Here is a 13,078-nt window from a genome sequence, read left to right as displayed (position 1 = left end):
GGTGGGGTGATCAGTCGTGCCTAAGAGGGAGGGTGAGGGAACCATGCACTGCCCCTTCTGCAGGCACCCCGACAGCCGGGTCGTCGACAGCCGCACCACCGATGACGGCACGTCGATCCGCCGACGCCGTCAGTGCCCCGACTGCTCCCGTCGTTTCACCACGGTGGAAACGGCCTCGCTGATGGTGATCAAGCGCAGCGGTGTGACCGAACCCTTCAGTCGCTCCAAGGTCATCTCCGGCGTCCGCAAGGCGTGCCAGGGGCGCCCGGTCACCGAGGACGCCCTCGCCAAGCTCGGCCAGCGGGTCGAGGAGGCGCTGCGCGCCACCGGGAGTGCCGAGCTGACCACGCACGACGTGGGCCTGGCCATACTCGGCCCGCTGCAGGAGCTCGATCTGGTCGCGTACCTGCGGTTCGCGTCCGTGTACAAAGCGTTCGACACCCTTGAAGACTTCGAGACCGCCATCGCGGAGCTCCGTGAACGGCAGTCTCATCCCCATGAGTGCGAGCCGGGGGGGACCCCCGCGGTCGTCCCCGTGCCCGCCTCCGCCGCCGACTGACCGGACGGGCCGCAGCGCGGCCCCGGCCCGGTCGGTCAGGCGAGATTCGTAGATACGTAGATACAGACACACGGCACCGTGCTGCGGAATATCGCTGGCACATCAGGGCGTTTTTGCCCGCATATGGGAGGCGGCATGACAGAGACGGCGAGCGGCTCGGCACGAGGTTCCCGCGCCAAGGGAACCAAGGCTGCCAAGAGCGGCCTGCGGATCGAGCGCATCCACACCACCCCGGGCGTGCACCCGTATGACGAGGTGAGCTGGGAGCGCCGTGACGTCGTCATGACCAACTGGCGCGACGGCTCGGTCAACTTCGAGCAGCGTGGCGTCGAGTTCCCCGACTTCTGGTCGGTGAACGCGGTCAACATCGTCACCAGCAAGTACTTCCGCGGCGCGGTCGGCACCTCGCAGCGCGAGACCGGTTTGAAGCAGCTCATCGACCGGATCGTGAAGACCTACACGAAGGCCGGCGAGGACTACGACTACTTCGCCTCGCCCGCGGATGCCGAGATCTTCGAGCACGAGCTGACGTACGCCCTCCTGCACCAGATCTTCAGCTTCAACTCCCCGGTGTGGTTCAACGTCGGAACGCCCCAGCCGCAGCAGGTCTCCGCCTGCTTCATCCTGGCCGTCGACGACTCCATGGAGTCGATCCTCGACTGGTACAAGGAAGAGGGAATGATCTTCAAGGGCGGCTCCGGCGCCGGCCTGAACCTCTCCCGCATCCGCTCCTCCAAGGAGCTCCTCTCCTCCGGTGGCAACGCCTCCGGCCCGGTCTCCTTCATGCGGGGCGCCGACGCGTCCGCAGGAACGATCAAGTCGGGCGGCGCCACGCGCCGGGCGGCCAAGATGGTCGTCCTGGACGTCGACCACCCGGACGTCGAGGACTTCATCGCCACCAAGGTGAAGGAAGAGGAGAAGATCCGCGCCCTGCGCGACGCGGGCTTCGACATGGACCTGGGCGGCGACGACATCACGTCCGTCCAGTACCAGAACGCCAACAACTCCGTCCGCGTGAACGACGAGTTCATGACGGCCGTCGAGAACGGCACCGAGTTCGGCCTGCGTGCCCGCATGACCGGCGAGGTCATCGAGAAGGTCGACGCCAAGGCGCTCTTCCGCAAGCTCGCCGAGGCGGCGTGGGCCTGTGCCGACCCGGGCATCCAGTACGACGGTGTGATCAACAACTGGCACACCTGCCCCGAGTCCGGCCGCATCACCGCGTCCAACCCGTGCAGCGAGTACATGCACCTGGACAACACGTCCTGCAACCTCGCCTCGCTGAACCTCATGAAGTTCCTCCACGACGACGGCAAGGGCAACCAGTCCTTCGACGCGGAGCGCTTCGCCAAGGTCGTCGAGCTGGTCATCACCGCGATGGACATCTCGATCTGCTTCGCGGACTTCCCGACGCAGAAGATCGGCGAGAACACCCGCGCCTTCCGCCAGCTCGGCATCGGCTACGCCAACCTCGGCGCCCTGCTGATGGCCACGGGCCACGCCTACGACTCGGACGGCGGCCGCACCCTCGCCGCCTCGATCACCTCGCTGATGACCGGTACGGCGTACCGGCGCTCCGCCGAGCTGGCCGCGATCGTCGGCCCGTACGACGGCTACGCCCGCAACGCCGAGTCGCACAAGCGCGTGATGAAGCAGCACGCCGACGCGAACGCCGTCGCACCGCGCACCGACGACCTGGACAACGCGATCTGGGCGGCGGCCACCGAGACCTGGCAGGACGTCCTGCGCCTCGGCGAGAAGAACGGCTTCCGCAACTCCCAGGCCTCCGTCCTCGCCCCGACCGGCACCATCGGTCTGGCGATGTCCTGCGACACCACCGGTGTCGAGCCGGACCTGGCCCTGGTCAAGTTCAAGAAGCTCGTCGGCGGCGGCTCGATGCAGATCGTCAACGGCACCGTCCCGCAGGCCCTGCGCCGCCTGGGCTACCAGGAGGAGCAGATCGAGGCGATCGTCTCCCACATCGCCGAGCACGGTGTGGTCGTCGACGCCCCGGGCCTCAAGACCGAGCACTACTCGATCTTCGACTGCGCCATGGGCGAGCGCTCCATCTCCCCGATGGGCCACGTGCGCATGATGGCCGCGATCCAGCCGTGGATCTCCGGCGCGATCTCCAAGACGGTCAACATGCCGGAGTCGGCGACCGTCGAGGAGATCGAGGAGATCTACTTCGAGGCGTGGAAGATGGGCGTCAAGGCGCTCGCGATCTACCGCGACAACTGCAAGGTCGGCCAGCCCCTCTCCGCCAAGAAGAAGGAAGAGGAGAAGGAGGAGGTCACCGCCAAGGCGGAGGACACCATCCGGGCAGCGGTCGAGAAGGTCATCGAGTACCGCCCGGTCCGCAAGCGCCTGCCGAAGGGCCGCCCGGGGATCACGACCTCGTTCACGGTCGGCGGCGCCGAGGGCTACATGACCGCGAACTCCTACCCGGACGACGGCCTGGGCGAGGTCTTCCTCAAGATGTCCAAGCAGGGTTCCACCCTCGCGGGCATGATGGACGCCTTCTCGATCGCCGTATCCGTCGGCCTCCAGTACGGCGTGCCGCTGGAGACCTACGTCTCGAAGTTCACGAACATGCGCTTCGAGCCGGCCGGCATGACGGACGACCCGGACGTGCGGATGGCGCAGTCGATCGTCGACTACATCTTCCGCCGCCTGGCGCTGGACTTCCTGCCGTTCGAGACCCGCTCGGCGCTCGGCATCCACACCGCCGAAGAGCGTCAGCGCCACCTCGACACCGGCTCGTACGAGCCGATGGACGAGGAGGAACTGGACACCGAGTCGCTGGCCCAGTCGGCCCCGCTCGCGGCCGTCCCCTCGGAGCAGCCGAAGCCTGCCGTTGCCGCCCCGGTCACGGTCCCGGCCCCGAAGACGGCGCACTCCAGCGCCGAACTCGTCGAGATGCAGCTCGGCGTCTCGGCCGACGCCCCGCTGTGCTTCTCCTGCGGTACGAAGATGCAGCGCGCCGGCTCCTGCTACATCTGCGAGGGCTGCGGCTCGACCAGCGGTTGCAGCTGATCGTGAGCCCTCGTAGGGCGTGAATCAGCAGCTCGGGTGGGGTGTCCGCACAACGCGGACACCCCACCTGCGTTTTGCCGACGCGGCTGTCCTGCCGAGTGCGGCCTTGCCCCGGCGCACCGTGCTGCTATGCGGCTCGTTCTGCTTCCGTAATGGCCAGGTGCAGGGTTCGGCGGGCTCGTGCCAAGTCCTGCGCGCGCTGGTCGAGGCGGTCGAGTTGGGCGCGGAGCTTGTCCAGCACTCCCGGGCACGGACGGAGGGAGCCGTCGGCGAGTGCACAGGGCAGCACCTGCCGGATCAAGCTGGTGGGCAGCCCGGCCGCCAGCAGGGAGCGGATCTGCCTGACCCTCTGCTCGGCCGCATCGTCGTAGTCGCGGTATCCGTTGGCCTGGCGAACCGAGGTGAGGAGGCCGACGCGTTCGTAGTAGCGGAGCAGGCGCTCGCTCGTCCCGGTCCGTTTGGCCAACTGCCCGATCAACATCGCCATCTCCGCCGGCTTGACCTTGTCATGGTGTCAGCCTTCAACGATGGGACGGGCGGCGGCATTCCGTCACCGTCATGGGCCCCGACCAGGAGCATCCGTTGATCATCGATGCGCACAGCCACGTCCACGATCCCGTGGACAGCCACATCGCCCTGCTGGACGAGGCAGGAGTCGACCGTGCCGTGCTCTTCGGCACCCGGCCGCATCCGGAGCGGGCCACCGATCTGGCCTCGTTCCGGCACGAGATGAGTGTGCTGGACGAGACGATCAGCGGCCGCTCGGACGGGCCGGACGGCTACGAGGCGGCACGGGAGGAACACGCCTCGGCATGCGCGGCGCATCCCGACCGTTTCATCGGCTTCGGGAAGGTCCGCCTGGAGCTGCCGGCTCAGCAGATCGCGGCGGAGGTCGAGCGGGAGGTCGTCGGCCGGGGCTTTCGGGGGGTCGGTGAGCTGACTCCGCCACCGGGCGGGGCCGGTCTGATCGAGCCGGTCCTGCGGGCGGCCGCCGATCACGGTGGGCTGCCGGTGGTCGTGCACGGGTTCGCGCCGACCACGGCGTCAGACCTGGCCGCCCTCGCCGCTCTCGCGCGCCGCCACCCGAGCGTTCCCCTGGTGATCAGCCAACTCGGCGGAACGAACTGGCTGACGGCCATCGAGCTGGCCCGGGACACCCCGAACATGTACCTGGAACTGTCGACGGCGAACATCATCTTCGCGGTGCGGCTGGCCATCGGCGAGGTGCCTGACCGCACGCTGTTCGGTTCGGACGCGCCCTATGGTGACCCGTTCCTCGCCCGCGCCACCGTGGAACGAGTGACCAGCCCGGGAGCGCTGCGCGATCGCGTCCTCGGCGGCACCCTCGCGGAGTTGCTCGACCTCTGAGCGCACGACCGGGGGCGCGGGGGCCGGAGGGCGGCGCGGGGCCGGGGGGAAGGGGGTGGCGGGTGCGGGGCCGCGGGACGATCATGGTGCGGGGGCGTGGTGATCGCCGCGGCTCCCGGATTTCACACGGGGGAGTGGGAGAGCCATGTGGAGCGGTGACGAGCTGGACCTCGACGCGTATCTGGCGCGGATCGGCATCGGGGAGGGCGGCGAAGGCGAAGGCGCGCGAGGGGAACTGCGGCCCGACCTGGAGACGTTGTACGCAGTGCACCGGGCGCACACCGCCGCCATACCCTTCGAGAGCCTGGACGTCACGCTCGGCCGCCCCGTCGAGCTGGACGTCACCTCGCTGCAGGACAAGCTCGTGCACCGCCGCCGCGGCGGCTACTGCTACGAGCAGAACTCGCTGCTGGCCGCAGCCCTCCAGCGGATCGGCTTCGAGGTGGCCGGGCGCGGCGCCCGCAACAGGGCCCGCGGGGACACCCTGCTGCCGGTGACGCACGCCGTCCTCGTCGTCACCGTCGAGGGTGAACCCTGGCTGTGCGACGCGGGATACGGGTATCCCGGACCGTTCGAGCCCGTCCCGCTCGGGCGGCCCGGTGCCGAAGTGCGGCAGGGGGAGTGGACGTACGCCGTCCACCAGGAGGAGGACGGGCTCCTCGTCCTGCGCTGGCTGCGCGAGGGCACCTGGCGCGACCTCTACGCCTTCACCCCGCAGCCCTACCACCCCGTCGACTACGTGGTGCTGAACCACTACAGCTCCTCGCACCCGCGCTCGGCCTTCCTCGGCAAGGTCATCGTCCAACTGCCCGGCGAGGACGTGCGGGTGGCTCTCCTGGGCCGCGAGCTGACCCGCTGGTACCCGGACGGGCGGGTGGAGAGCCGGACCGTGACTGCCGATGAGGTGATCCCTTCGCTCGCCCGGGAGTTCGGCCTTCGGCTGTCCGAGCGGGACGCGGCTGATCTCGTGGGGATCTTCCGCGCCGAGGACTGACCCGGGCCGCGCCGGGCCCGTACGATGGCGCGGTGCTGGTCAAGTGGATTCGCTGCACGGTGACGGACCGACGCGGGTTCGAGCGTGGGCAGCGCAAATGGGCGGGGCTGCCGGGCGAGCCCGGATTCCGGGGGCAGGGCGGCGGATGGAGCCGGGGCCGGCAGGGGGTGGCGCACGTCTTCGCGTTCTGGGAGAGCCGGTCCTTCTACGACTCCTTCATGGCACGGTCGCACGACCGGCTGGCCGCCTCCCAGAACGGCACCTTCACCGACGCGCGGGTCACGCTCTTCGACTACCGCTTCGACGTGAAGACCGGTTTCGAGCCGCGTTTCTCCGACGCCGACGTGGTCCGGGTCGCCCACACCCGGGTGCGTGAGGGGCGGGTGGAGCACTTCGCACTGATGCAGGAGAAGGTCTGGAACCCGGCCATGGCAGGGTCGCCGGGCATGATCCGCGGCCTCTTCGGGGAAGCCCCGGGGCGGGAGTTCCTGGTGCTGTCGATGTGGCGGGCGGCCGCCGAACACGGCAAGTACCGGCAGGAGCGGGTCGAGCGGCTCTCGTTGCGCGCGCAGACCGAGGCCGACGTGGAGGCGCTGACCGGTGACGTCGTCGACCTCGAACCCTCGTGGACGGTATGACCGTAGGACGAGCGGCGCTCTGACCGGCGTGCCCGTTCGAATCACGCGCCGGTGGCCGAATAAGGTCGTGGAATGGTACGACCACGGCGCATCGTCCTCGTCCGGCACGGGGAATCCCAGGGCAATGCCGATGACACGGTGTACGAGCGGGAGCCCGACCACGCCCTGCGGCTGACGCCGACCGGGCGCGAGCAGGCCCGGCAGGCCGGCGCACGGCTGCGCGACCTGTTCGGAGACGAGCGCATCAGCGCCTACGTCTCCCCCTACCGCCGGACCCTGCAGACCTTCCGCGAACTGGGGCTGGACCCGACGCGGGTCCGCATGCGGGAGGAACCGCGGCTGCGCGAACAGGACTGGGGGAACTGGCAGGACCACGACGACGTGCGCCTGCAGAAGGCGTACCGGGACGCGTACGGGCATTTCTTCTACCGCTTCGCGCAGGGCGAGTCGGGCGCCGACGTGTACGACCGGGTCGGGTCCTTCCTGGAGAGCCTGTACCGCAGCTTCGAGGCTCCCGACCATCCCGAGAACGTGCTGCTTGTGACGCACGGCCTGACGATGCGGCTGTTCTGCATGCGCTGGTTCCATTGGTCGGTGGCCGAGTTCGAGGCCCTGAGCAACCCGGGGAACGGTGAATTCAGGACACTCGTGCTCGGTCCGGACGGCCGGTACCGCCTGGACCGCCCGTTTGAGCGGTGGACCACACCGGAGCCTTACGACCTCGACGACTAAAGTGACGTGCGATGACCGCTGACTCCACTCCCGAGAGGCGCTACGCACGCGCCATGTCCAGCCTTCGCGGGCTGGCCCTGGGGGACGCCCTGGGTTCCCAGTACTTCGTCCCCGTGAACTACCCACTGCTCAAGCGGCGCGAGCTGCCCGCGGGCAGCGAGACCTGGCAGTGGACCGACGACACCGAGATGGCCTGCTCGGTGATGGCCGTCCTCGCCGACCACGGGCGCATCGACCAGGACGCGCTGGCCGCCTCCTTCGCCCACCACCACGACTTCGACCGCGGCTACGGGCCCGCCGTCAACCGGATGCTGCGGCTCATCCGGGAGGGCGAGGACTGGCGCACCCTGGCGGCCGAGCTCTTCAACGGGCAGGGCTCCTGGGGCAACGGCGCCGCCATGCGCATCGCACCGCTCGGCGCCTGGTACGCGGACGATCCCGAGCAGGCCACGCACCAGGCGGAGATCTCCGCGTACACCACCCACCAGCACCGCGAGGCGGTGTGCGGGGCGATGGCCGTAGCCGCCGCGGCCGCGCTCGCGGCGGACGACGCCGGGCCGCCGAAGGCCGCCGACCTGCTGGACGGCGTGATCGCGCTGGTGCCGCGCAGCGCCGTGGGCGCGGGGCTGCGGCGGGCGCGGGACATGCTGGACTACGGCGACGCCACCACGGTCGCGGCGGTCCTGGGCTGCGGCCGGCGCACCAGCGCCCACGACACGGTGCCGTTCGCCCTGTGGTCGGCGGCGCGTTCGCTGGACGACTACGAGCGGGCGTTCTGGACCACCGCACAGGTGGGCGGGGACGTGGACACGACGTGCGCCATCGTCGGCGGTGTCCTGGGCGCGCGCGGCGACGCGGTGCTGCCGCAGGCGTGGCTGGCGCGGACCGAGCCCCTCCCGGCGTGGCTGCCGGACGCGCCGCGCTGAGGGCCGGGGCGCCCGGCGCATAGTGCGGCGACGCGTGAGGAGGAGCCCCGGGCGTGCAACGCGGCCGGGCGGGTAAGGCGGCGACGCGCAATGCGGCCCGGGCGCGCCGGATGTTCCGGGGCGCCCGGGCCTGCGTACGGTTTTGCCCCCTCAGGCCGTCGGACCGGCCTCGGCGGCGGTTCCGCTGAGGGCCTCCAGGTCGCTCTTGCGTACCCGGATCACCAGGAGCGCGGTCGCCAGGGCGAGCCCCGCCATCGCGACGGCCGCCAGGAAGGCGGTGGAGATGCCCTGCGTGAGGACGAGGTCGCCCCACGGGTCGGGCAGCCGATGGGTCTCCTTGAACGCGGCCAGCTGACCGGGGTCCGCCTTCGCCATGAAGGCCGGGACCTGCTTGGTGGCCTCGTCACGGCTCGCGGTGCCGAAGACGGTGACCAGGATGGACAGGCCGAGCGAGCCGCCGACCTGCTGGCTGGCGTTGAGCAGCCCGGAGGCCGCGCCCGCCTCGCGGGGTGCAACCCCGGAGACGGCGGTGAGGGTGAGGGTCACGAAGTTCAGGCCCATGCCGAAGCCGAACAGCACCATCGGCCCGAGCACCCCGGACACGTACGAGCTGTCCGTCTCGATGAAGCTCAGCCAGGCCAGGCCCGAACCGGTGAGCGCGGACCCGGCGACCATGAACGGCTTGGGGCCGAAGCGGGGCAGGAACCGCTGCGAGAGCCCGGCGGCCGTGACGATGGCGACGGTCACGGGCAGGAAGCCGAGACCGGACTGGATCGGTGAGAAGCCGAGCACGTTCTGCACGAACTGGACGATGAAGAAGAACATGCCGAACATCGCCGCGGCCAGGCCGAGCATGATCACGTAGGTGCCGGCGCGGTTGCGGTCGGCGAACATCCGCAGCGGGATGATGGGTTCGCGCGCCCTGGACTCGATGACGACGAACAGCGCGAGCAGCACCAGCGCGGCGGCGAAGGAGCCGATCGTGAGCGAGTCGCGCCACCCGTCCTCGGACGCGCGGATGAATCCGTAGACCAGCGAGGCCATGCCACCGGTGGAGGTGAGCGCCCCGGCGATGTCGAAACGGCCCGGGTGGCGTTCCGACTCGCTGATGAACAGCGGCGCGAGGACGGCGATCAGGACGCCGATCGGCACGTTGACGAACAGGACCCAGCGCCAGTCGAGCCATTCGGTCAGCATGCCGCCGGCCAGCAGGCCGATCGCGCCGCCGCCGGCCGAGACGGCGGCGAACACGCCGAAGGCCCGGTTGCGTTCGGGACCTTCCGCGAACGTCGTGGTGATCAGCGCCAGCGAGGTCGGCGAGGCGATGGCGCCGCCGACTCCCTGGAGGGCGCGGGCGGCCAGGAGCTGCCAGGGTTCCTGGGCGAATCCGCCGAGGAGGGAGGCAAGGGTGAAGAGCAGGATTCCGGTCATGAAGACCCGGCGCCGGCCCAGGATGTCGCCGGCCCGGCCGCCGAGCAGGAGCAGGCCGCCGAACGTGAGGGTGTAGGAGCTGAGCACCCAGGACAGGTCGGTGGTGGAGAAGGCGAGCGCGGTCTGGATGTGGGGCAGCGCGATGTTCACGATCGTCGCGTCGAGCACGACCATGAGCTGGCACGCGGCGATCACCGCGAGCGCCACACCGGGTCGGCCCGGGTGGCGGGCGGCTCCCGATATCCGCGGCTTGTCGAGTTGAACGCTTGTCACTGAGGATCCCCCCGAAGTGAAATAGTGAACGCATCCGTTCACTCGCGCACCACCGTAGGAGCTACATTTAGTGAACGCAAGCGTTCACTAAGGCCGAAAATGCGTGCGCTGGGCGCGCTGGCCGGTCGGAGGTATGGAGCATGACGGGTTCCCCCTGGTCGCAGGCGCCTGCGGGGCGCAGGAGGGGCCCGGAGCTCGAACGGGCCATCCTGGACGCGGCGCTGGAGCAGCTGAGCACCGTTGGCTGGAACGCGCTCACGATGGAGGGCGTCGCGGCCGCCGCGCGGACGGGGAAGGCGGCGCTGTACCGGCGCTGGCCGTCGAAGGCCGCGCTCGTGGCCGAGGTGCTCGGCGCCGGACTGCCGCCGCTGGGCCGGATCCCGGACACCGGGTCGATCCGCGATGACCTCTACGGGTTGTGTGTGCGGATGTGTGACGTGATGCGCTCACGCGCCGGCGTTGCCCTGCGTGCGGTACTTCACGAATGCGACCCCGACAATGCGGACCGGTTCCGCGGCGTGATCTGGAACGGGCTGCACCAACCCGCCCAGGGAGTGATCCAAGCCCTTGTGCGGCGCGGCATCGAGCGGGGGGAAGTGCGAGCGGACGCGAACATTCCGTTCATTGTCGACGTCATTCCCGCCATGCTGATGTACCGCGCAAAGATGTACGGAAGCGAATGGGGAGACCAGGACGTCGCTCAGCTGATCGACCAGGTGATGGTGCCGATGCTCCGGGTGTGACCCCGCGGGCAACCCGGCCCGTGTCCCCGTCCCGGGGCGGGGTGTGCAGGCGGCGCGGGGCGGCGTACCCTTGCTGGCGCCATGCCGTACGAAGCACCCACCCACACCGTCGAGCGCTCCCTCCGTGCCACCACCGGCGCCAAGGTCATCGCCGGGGTCGACGAGGTCGGACGAGGGGCCTGGGCCGGTCCGGTCACCGTGTGCGCGGCGATCACCGGCCTGCGCCGGCCGCCCGCGGGACTCACCGACTCCAAACTGCTCACCCCCAAGCGCCGGGACGCGATGCTCGACATCCTGGAGGGCTGGGTCACCGCCCACGGCCTCGGGCACGCCTCGCCGGAGGAGATCGACGAGCTGGGCATGACCGCCGCCCTGCGGCTCGCGGCGGTGCGCGCCCTGGAGGCCCTGCCGGTGCGGCCGGACGCGGTGATCCTCGACGGCAAGCACGACTACCTCGGGTCGCCCTGGCGGGTCCGTACGGTGATCAAGGGGGACCAGTCCTGTGTCGCGGTCGCCGCGGCCTCGGTGATCGCCAAGGTCCGGCGCGACCGGATGATGGCCGAACTCGGTGAACAGGTCGACGCGATAAGGGAGTTCGCGTTCGGCGCGAACGCCGGCTACCCCTCGCCCGTGCACCGGGCGGCCCTGGAGGAGCTGGGCCCCACCCCGTACCACCGGCTCTCGTGGTCGTACCTCGACGCGCTGCCCCGGTGGCGGCACCTCAAGAAGGTGCGCCGCAGCGAGGAATCGACGGAGCTGGAAAACGGAGGCCAACTCGGCTTCGATTTCTGATCGCGTCCACGTGCCATACGCCGGTACGTTTCGTACCGGTGTTTGATAGATGTCAACTCATGCCTCTCACCCCCGAGGAGCCTCAGATTCACGAGAGTGCCCAGGGTCCCCGCGTCACGCCGGCCGCGAGCCGCACCGCGCAGACCCCCCGCCCCGTACCTGGTCCGCGTCCCGCAGCCGTACCCCGGCCCGGGCGCCCCGGTCCCTCCCCCGCAGCGGCCGGCCGCGCGGGAGGCGTCCCCAGGCCCGCCCCGCCCGTGCAGCGTGCGGCGCAGGCCACCACCCCCGGACCCGTTGCCGCAGCCCCCACCACGCCGTCCGTCTCGGCGGCGGTGCCCCAGGTCCAGCTGATCCCGGCCTCGGCCGAGGGTGCGCTGGACGCGGCCGAAGAGGCCGTCGACCTACTGCTCGACACCGGGCGCGCGCCCGGTGACATCCTGGTGCTCACCACCGGCGACCCGCACCCGTGGGCCGCCCACGAACTGTCCTTCGGCGAGGCCGAGTACTGGGCGCAGCACGATGCCCGGGACGACGTCTTCTACGCGGACGCGGCGCAGGCCGAACGCGCCGCGGGCCGTCCGGTCGTGGTCTTCGCGGCCAACGGCGGTCCGCTCGACGCGGTGGCCGGCGCGCTGCCGGTCGCGCTCGCCCGGGCTGGTGCGCTGCTGATCGTGTGCGGCGACGCGCAGCAGATCAACTCCGTGCTCGGCGCGGGGGTCTGACGGCCCGTACTCCGGTACGGGCGGGGAGAGCGGGGCGGGCCGGGAGTCGGCCCCGCTGCAGCCCCGCGCCGCCGGGCCGGGCCCGGGCGGAGTGCTACAGCCGCACCGGGCCGGCGACGGGCTCAGCGTGCGGCGGTGTGACGCAACGCCTCGGCCGAGCCGCCGCCGGTGCGCAGGGGCGCCCGGGCCGGTTCGGCCGACGTGGCGCCGAGGAACTCGGGGCGGGAGTCCGAACTGGGTCTGCGGCCGCCGCGGCCTTCGCCGAGCACGTGCCAGCCCCCGTGCGTCAGCGTGATGTACGCACCGCAGCGCAACCCGTGCAGGGTGCACGCGTCCCGCAGCCCCCACATCCAGGCGCCGTCCTCCTCGGTCCACCGCTCGTCGCCCTCACGGCAGTACAAGAGCACCGCCGTGCGCACGGGGGTCCGGCGCCGCAGGTCGTGCGGCAGGACGCGACGCAGCCGGGACAGAAGGGCGTTGCGGTACTCCCAGCCGTCGGCCGAGGCCGACCGTTGCACGAACGAGGCGCTCGCCACCAGCCGTTCCTCCGGGTCGAGCACGGCGATCACGGCGGTGGACGGTACGGGGTGGTGCCTGGAGTGCAGCCCGCTGACGACCTCGCGCGGATTGCTCAGCAGGGGCACCCCCGCCGCCGACCATTCGGCGGGTTCGAGCAGTCTGCCGTGCCGGCTGGCGCCGCCGGTGGCCGTGATCAGGGACGTGGTCGAGGGCGGGGCGAATCCGATGGTCACGGTCCTCCCTTCGGGTACACGCCCGCGGACGGGCACGGCTGGGATGTGGGCGCGCCGCGGCACGGCCCTGGGGAGTGCCGACGAGCCGAGCGGGAGCTCTCCGATTCTCGCG

General features: G+C 70.7%; 13 protein-coding genes. 10 read left to right on the top strand and 3 right to left on the bottom strand.

Translation table 11 applies throughout. The features are described 5' to 3' along the window. Window positions 1-43: 43 nt before the first annotated feature. Entirely contained in the window at window positions 44-559 is a 516-nt protein-coding gene (nrdR, locus tag OG861_RS08520) for a transcriptional regulator NrdR (protein ID WP_329198908.1), read from the top strand. Between the two features lie 135 nt (window positions 560-694). Continuing rightward, complete coding sequence (locus tag OG861_RS08515; protein WP_330261666.1) at window positions 695-3,595, top strand: vitamin B12-dependent ribonucleotide reductase; 2,901 nt, start codon at window positions 695-697, stop codon at window positions 3,593-3,595. Between the two features lie 127 nt (window positions 3,596-3,722). Here OG861_RS08515 and OG861_RS08510 read toward each other — a convergent pair whose 3' ends face one another. Next, window positions 3,723-4,082, bottom strand: a complete 360-nt coding sequence (locus tag OG861_RS08510; RefSeq protein WP_330261665.1) for a MerR family transcriptional regulator — start codon at window positions 4,080-4,082, stop codon at window positions 3,723-3,725. A 71-nt stretch (window positions 4,083-4,153) separates the two neighbouring features. Here OG861_RS08510 and OG861_RS08505 point away from each other — a divergent pair, with 71 nt between their 5' ends. The 5 genes from OG861_RS08505 to OG861_RS08485 all read left to right on the top strand — a co-directional run bounded on the left by OG861_RS08505 (window position 4,154) and on the right by OG861_RS08485 (window position 8,253). Then, on the top strand, window positions 4,154-4,963 hold the full coding sequence (locus OG861_RS08505) for an amidohydrolase family protein (protein ID WP_330261664.1): 810 nt from the start codon (window positions 4,154-4,156) through the stop codon (window positions 4,961-4,963). Window positions 4,964-5,108: 145 nt separating this feature from the next. Further along, window positions 5,109-5,957 carry an arylamine N-acetyltransferase family protein gene (locus OG861_RS08500; RefSeq protein ID WP_330261663.1) on the top strand — a complete coding sequence of 283 codons (849 nt, stop codon included), beginning with the start codon at window positions 5,109-5,111 and terminating at the stop codon, window positions 5,955-5,957. A gap of 32 nt (window positions 5,958-5,989) precedes the next feature. Further along, on the top strand, window positions 5,990-6,595 hold the full coding sequence (locus OG861_RS08495; RefSeq protein ID WP_190186214.1) for a YdbC family protein: 606 nt from the start codon (window positions 5,990-5,992) through the stop codon (window positions 6,593-6,595). A gap of 72 nt (window positions 6,596-6,667) precedes the next feature. Next, complete coding sequence (locus tag OG861_RS08490; RefSeq protein WP_329198916.1) at window positions 6,668-7,327, top strand: histidine phosphatase family protein; 660 nt, start codon at window positions 6,668-6,670, stop codon at window positions 7,325-7,327. Window positions 7,328-7,338: 11 nt separating this feature from the next. Next, a complete protein-coding gene (locus tag OG861_RS08485) occupies window positions 7,339-8,253 on the top strand; it encodes an ADP-ribosylglycohydrolase family protein (RefSeq protein ID WP_330261662.1) in 915 nt (304 codons plus the stop codon). 150 nt (window positions 8,254-8,403) lie between these two features. Here OG861_RS08485 and OG861_RS08480 read toward each other — a convergent pair whose 3' ends face one another. Continuing rightward, entirely contained in the window at window positions 8,404-9,957 is a 1,554-nt protein-coding gene (locus OG861_RS08480; RefSeq protein WP_329198920.1) for an MFS transporter, read from the bottom strand. 140 nt (window positions 9,958-10,097) lie between these two features. On the opposite strand from OG861_RS08480, the gene OG861_RS08475 reads away from it, so the two are divergent. The 3 genes from OG861_RS08475 (at window position 10,098) to OG861_RS08465 (ending at window position 12,214) form a co-directional block, all read left to right on the top strand. Then, window positions 10,098-10,700 carry a TetR/AcrR family transcriptional regulator gene (locus tag OG861_RS08475; RefSeq protein WP_330261661.1) on the top strand — a complete coding sequence of 201 codons (603 nt, stop codon included), beginning with the start codon at window positions 10,098-10,100 and terminating at the stop codon, window positions 10,698-10,700. Between the two features lie 81 nt (window positions 10,701-10,781). Further along, the gene (locus OG861_RS08470; protein WP_330261660.1) at window positions 10,782-11,492 is read left to right on the top strand and encodes a ribonuclease HII; all 711 of its coding nucleotides are present in this window, start codon (window positions 10,782-10,784) and stop codon (window positions 11,490-11,492) included. 59 nt (window positions 11,493-11,551) lie between these two features. Beyond that, window positions 11,552-12,214, top strand: coding sequence for a hypothetical protein (locus OG861_RS08465; RefSeq protein WP_329198926.1), 663 nt, complete (start codon window positions 11,552-11,554; stop codon window positions 12,212-12,214). A gap of 122 nt (window positions 12,215-12,336) precedes the next feature. Here OG861_RS08465 and OG861_RS08460 read toward each other — a convergent pair whose 3' ends face one another. After that, window positions 12,337-12,966, bottom strand: coding sequence for a hypothetical protein (locus OG861_RS08460; protein ID WP_330261659.1), 630 nt, complete (start codon window positions 12,964-12,966; stop codon window positions 12,337-12,339). Between the last annotated feature and the right edge of the window lie 112 nt (window positions 12,967-13,078).

This window comes from Streptomyces sp. NBC_00539 (genome assembly GCF_036346105.1).
In the GTDB taxonomy this organism is placed as follows: domain Bacteria; phylum Actinomycetota; class Actinomycetes; order Streptomycetales; family Streptomycetaceae; genus Streptomyces.
This window is presented reverse-complemented; position numbering and strand designations above follow the sequence as displayed.

What these genes read in the sequence shown, in the direction of transcription:
- OG861_RS08490 (WP_329198916.1), top strand. Translation starts at nt 6,668, where the DNA reads ATGGTACGACCACGGCGCATCGTCCTCGTCCGGCACGGGGAATCCCAG.
- OG861_RS08470 (WP_330261660.1), top strand. Translation starts at nt 10,782, where the DNA reads ATGCCGTACGAAGCACCCACCCACACCGTCGAGCGCTCCCTCCGTGCC.
- OG861_RS08465 (WP_329198926.1), top strand. Translation starts at nt 11,552, where the DNA reads ATGCCTCTCACCCCCGAGGAGCCTCAGATTCACGAGAGTGCCCAGGGT.
- OG861_RS08475 (WP_330261661.1), top strand. Translation starts at nt 10,098, where the DNA reads ATGACGGGTTCCCCCTGGTCGCAGGCGCCTGCGGGGCGCAGGAGGGGC.
- OG861_RS08485 (WP_330261662.1), top strand. Translation starts at nt 7,339, where the DNA reads ATGACCGCTGACTCCACTCCCGAGAGGCGCTACGCACGCGCCATGTCC.
- nrdR (WP_329198908.1), top strand. Translation starts at nt 44, where the DNA reads ATGCACTGCCCCTTCTGCAGGCACCCCGACAGCCGGGTCGTCGACAGC.
- OG861_RS08510 (WP_330261665.1), bottom strand. Translation starts at nt 4,082, where the DNA reads ATGGCGATGTTGATCGGGCAGTTGGCCAAACGGACCGGGACGAGCGAG.
- OG861_RS08500 (WP_330261663.1), top strand. Translation starts at nt 5,109, where the DNA reads ATGTGGAGCGGTGACGAGCTGGACCTCGACGCGTATCTGGCGCGGATC.
- OG861_RS08505 (WP_330261664.1), top strand. Translation starts at nt 4,154, where the DNA reads ATGGGCCCCGACCAGGAGCATCCGTTGATCATCGATGCGCACAGCCAC.
- OG861_RS08515 (WP_330261666.1), top strand. Translation starts at nt 695, where the DNA reads ATGACAGAGACGGCGAGCGGCTCGGCACGAGGTTCCCGCGCCAAGGGA.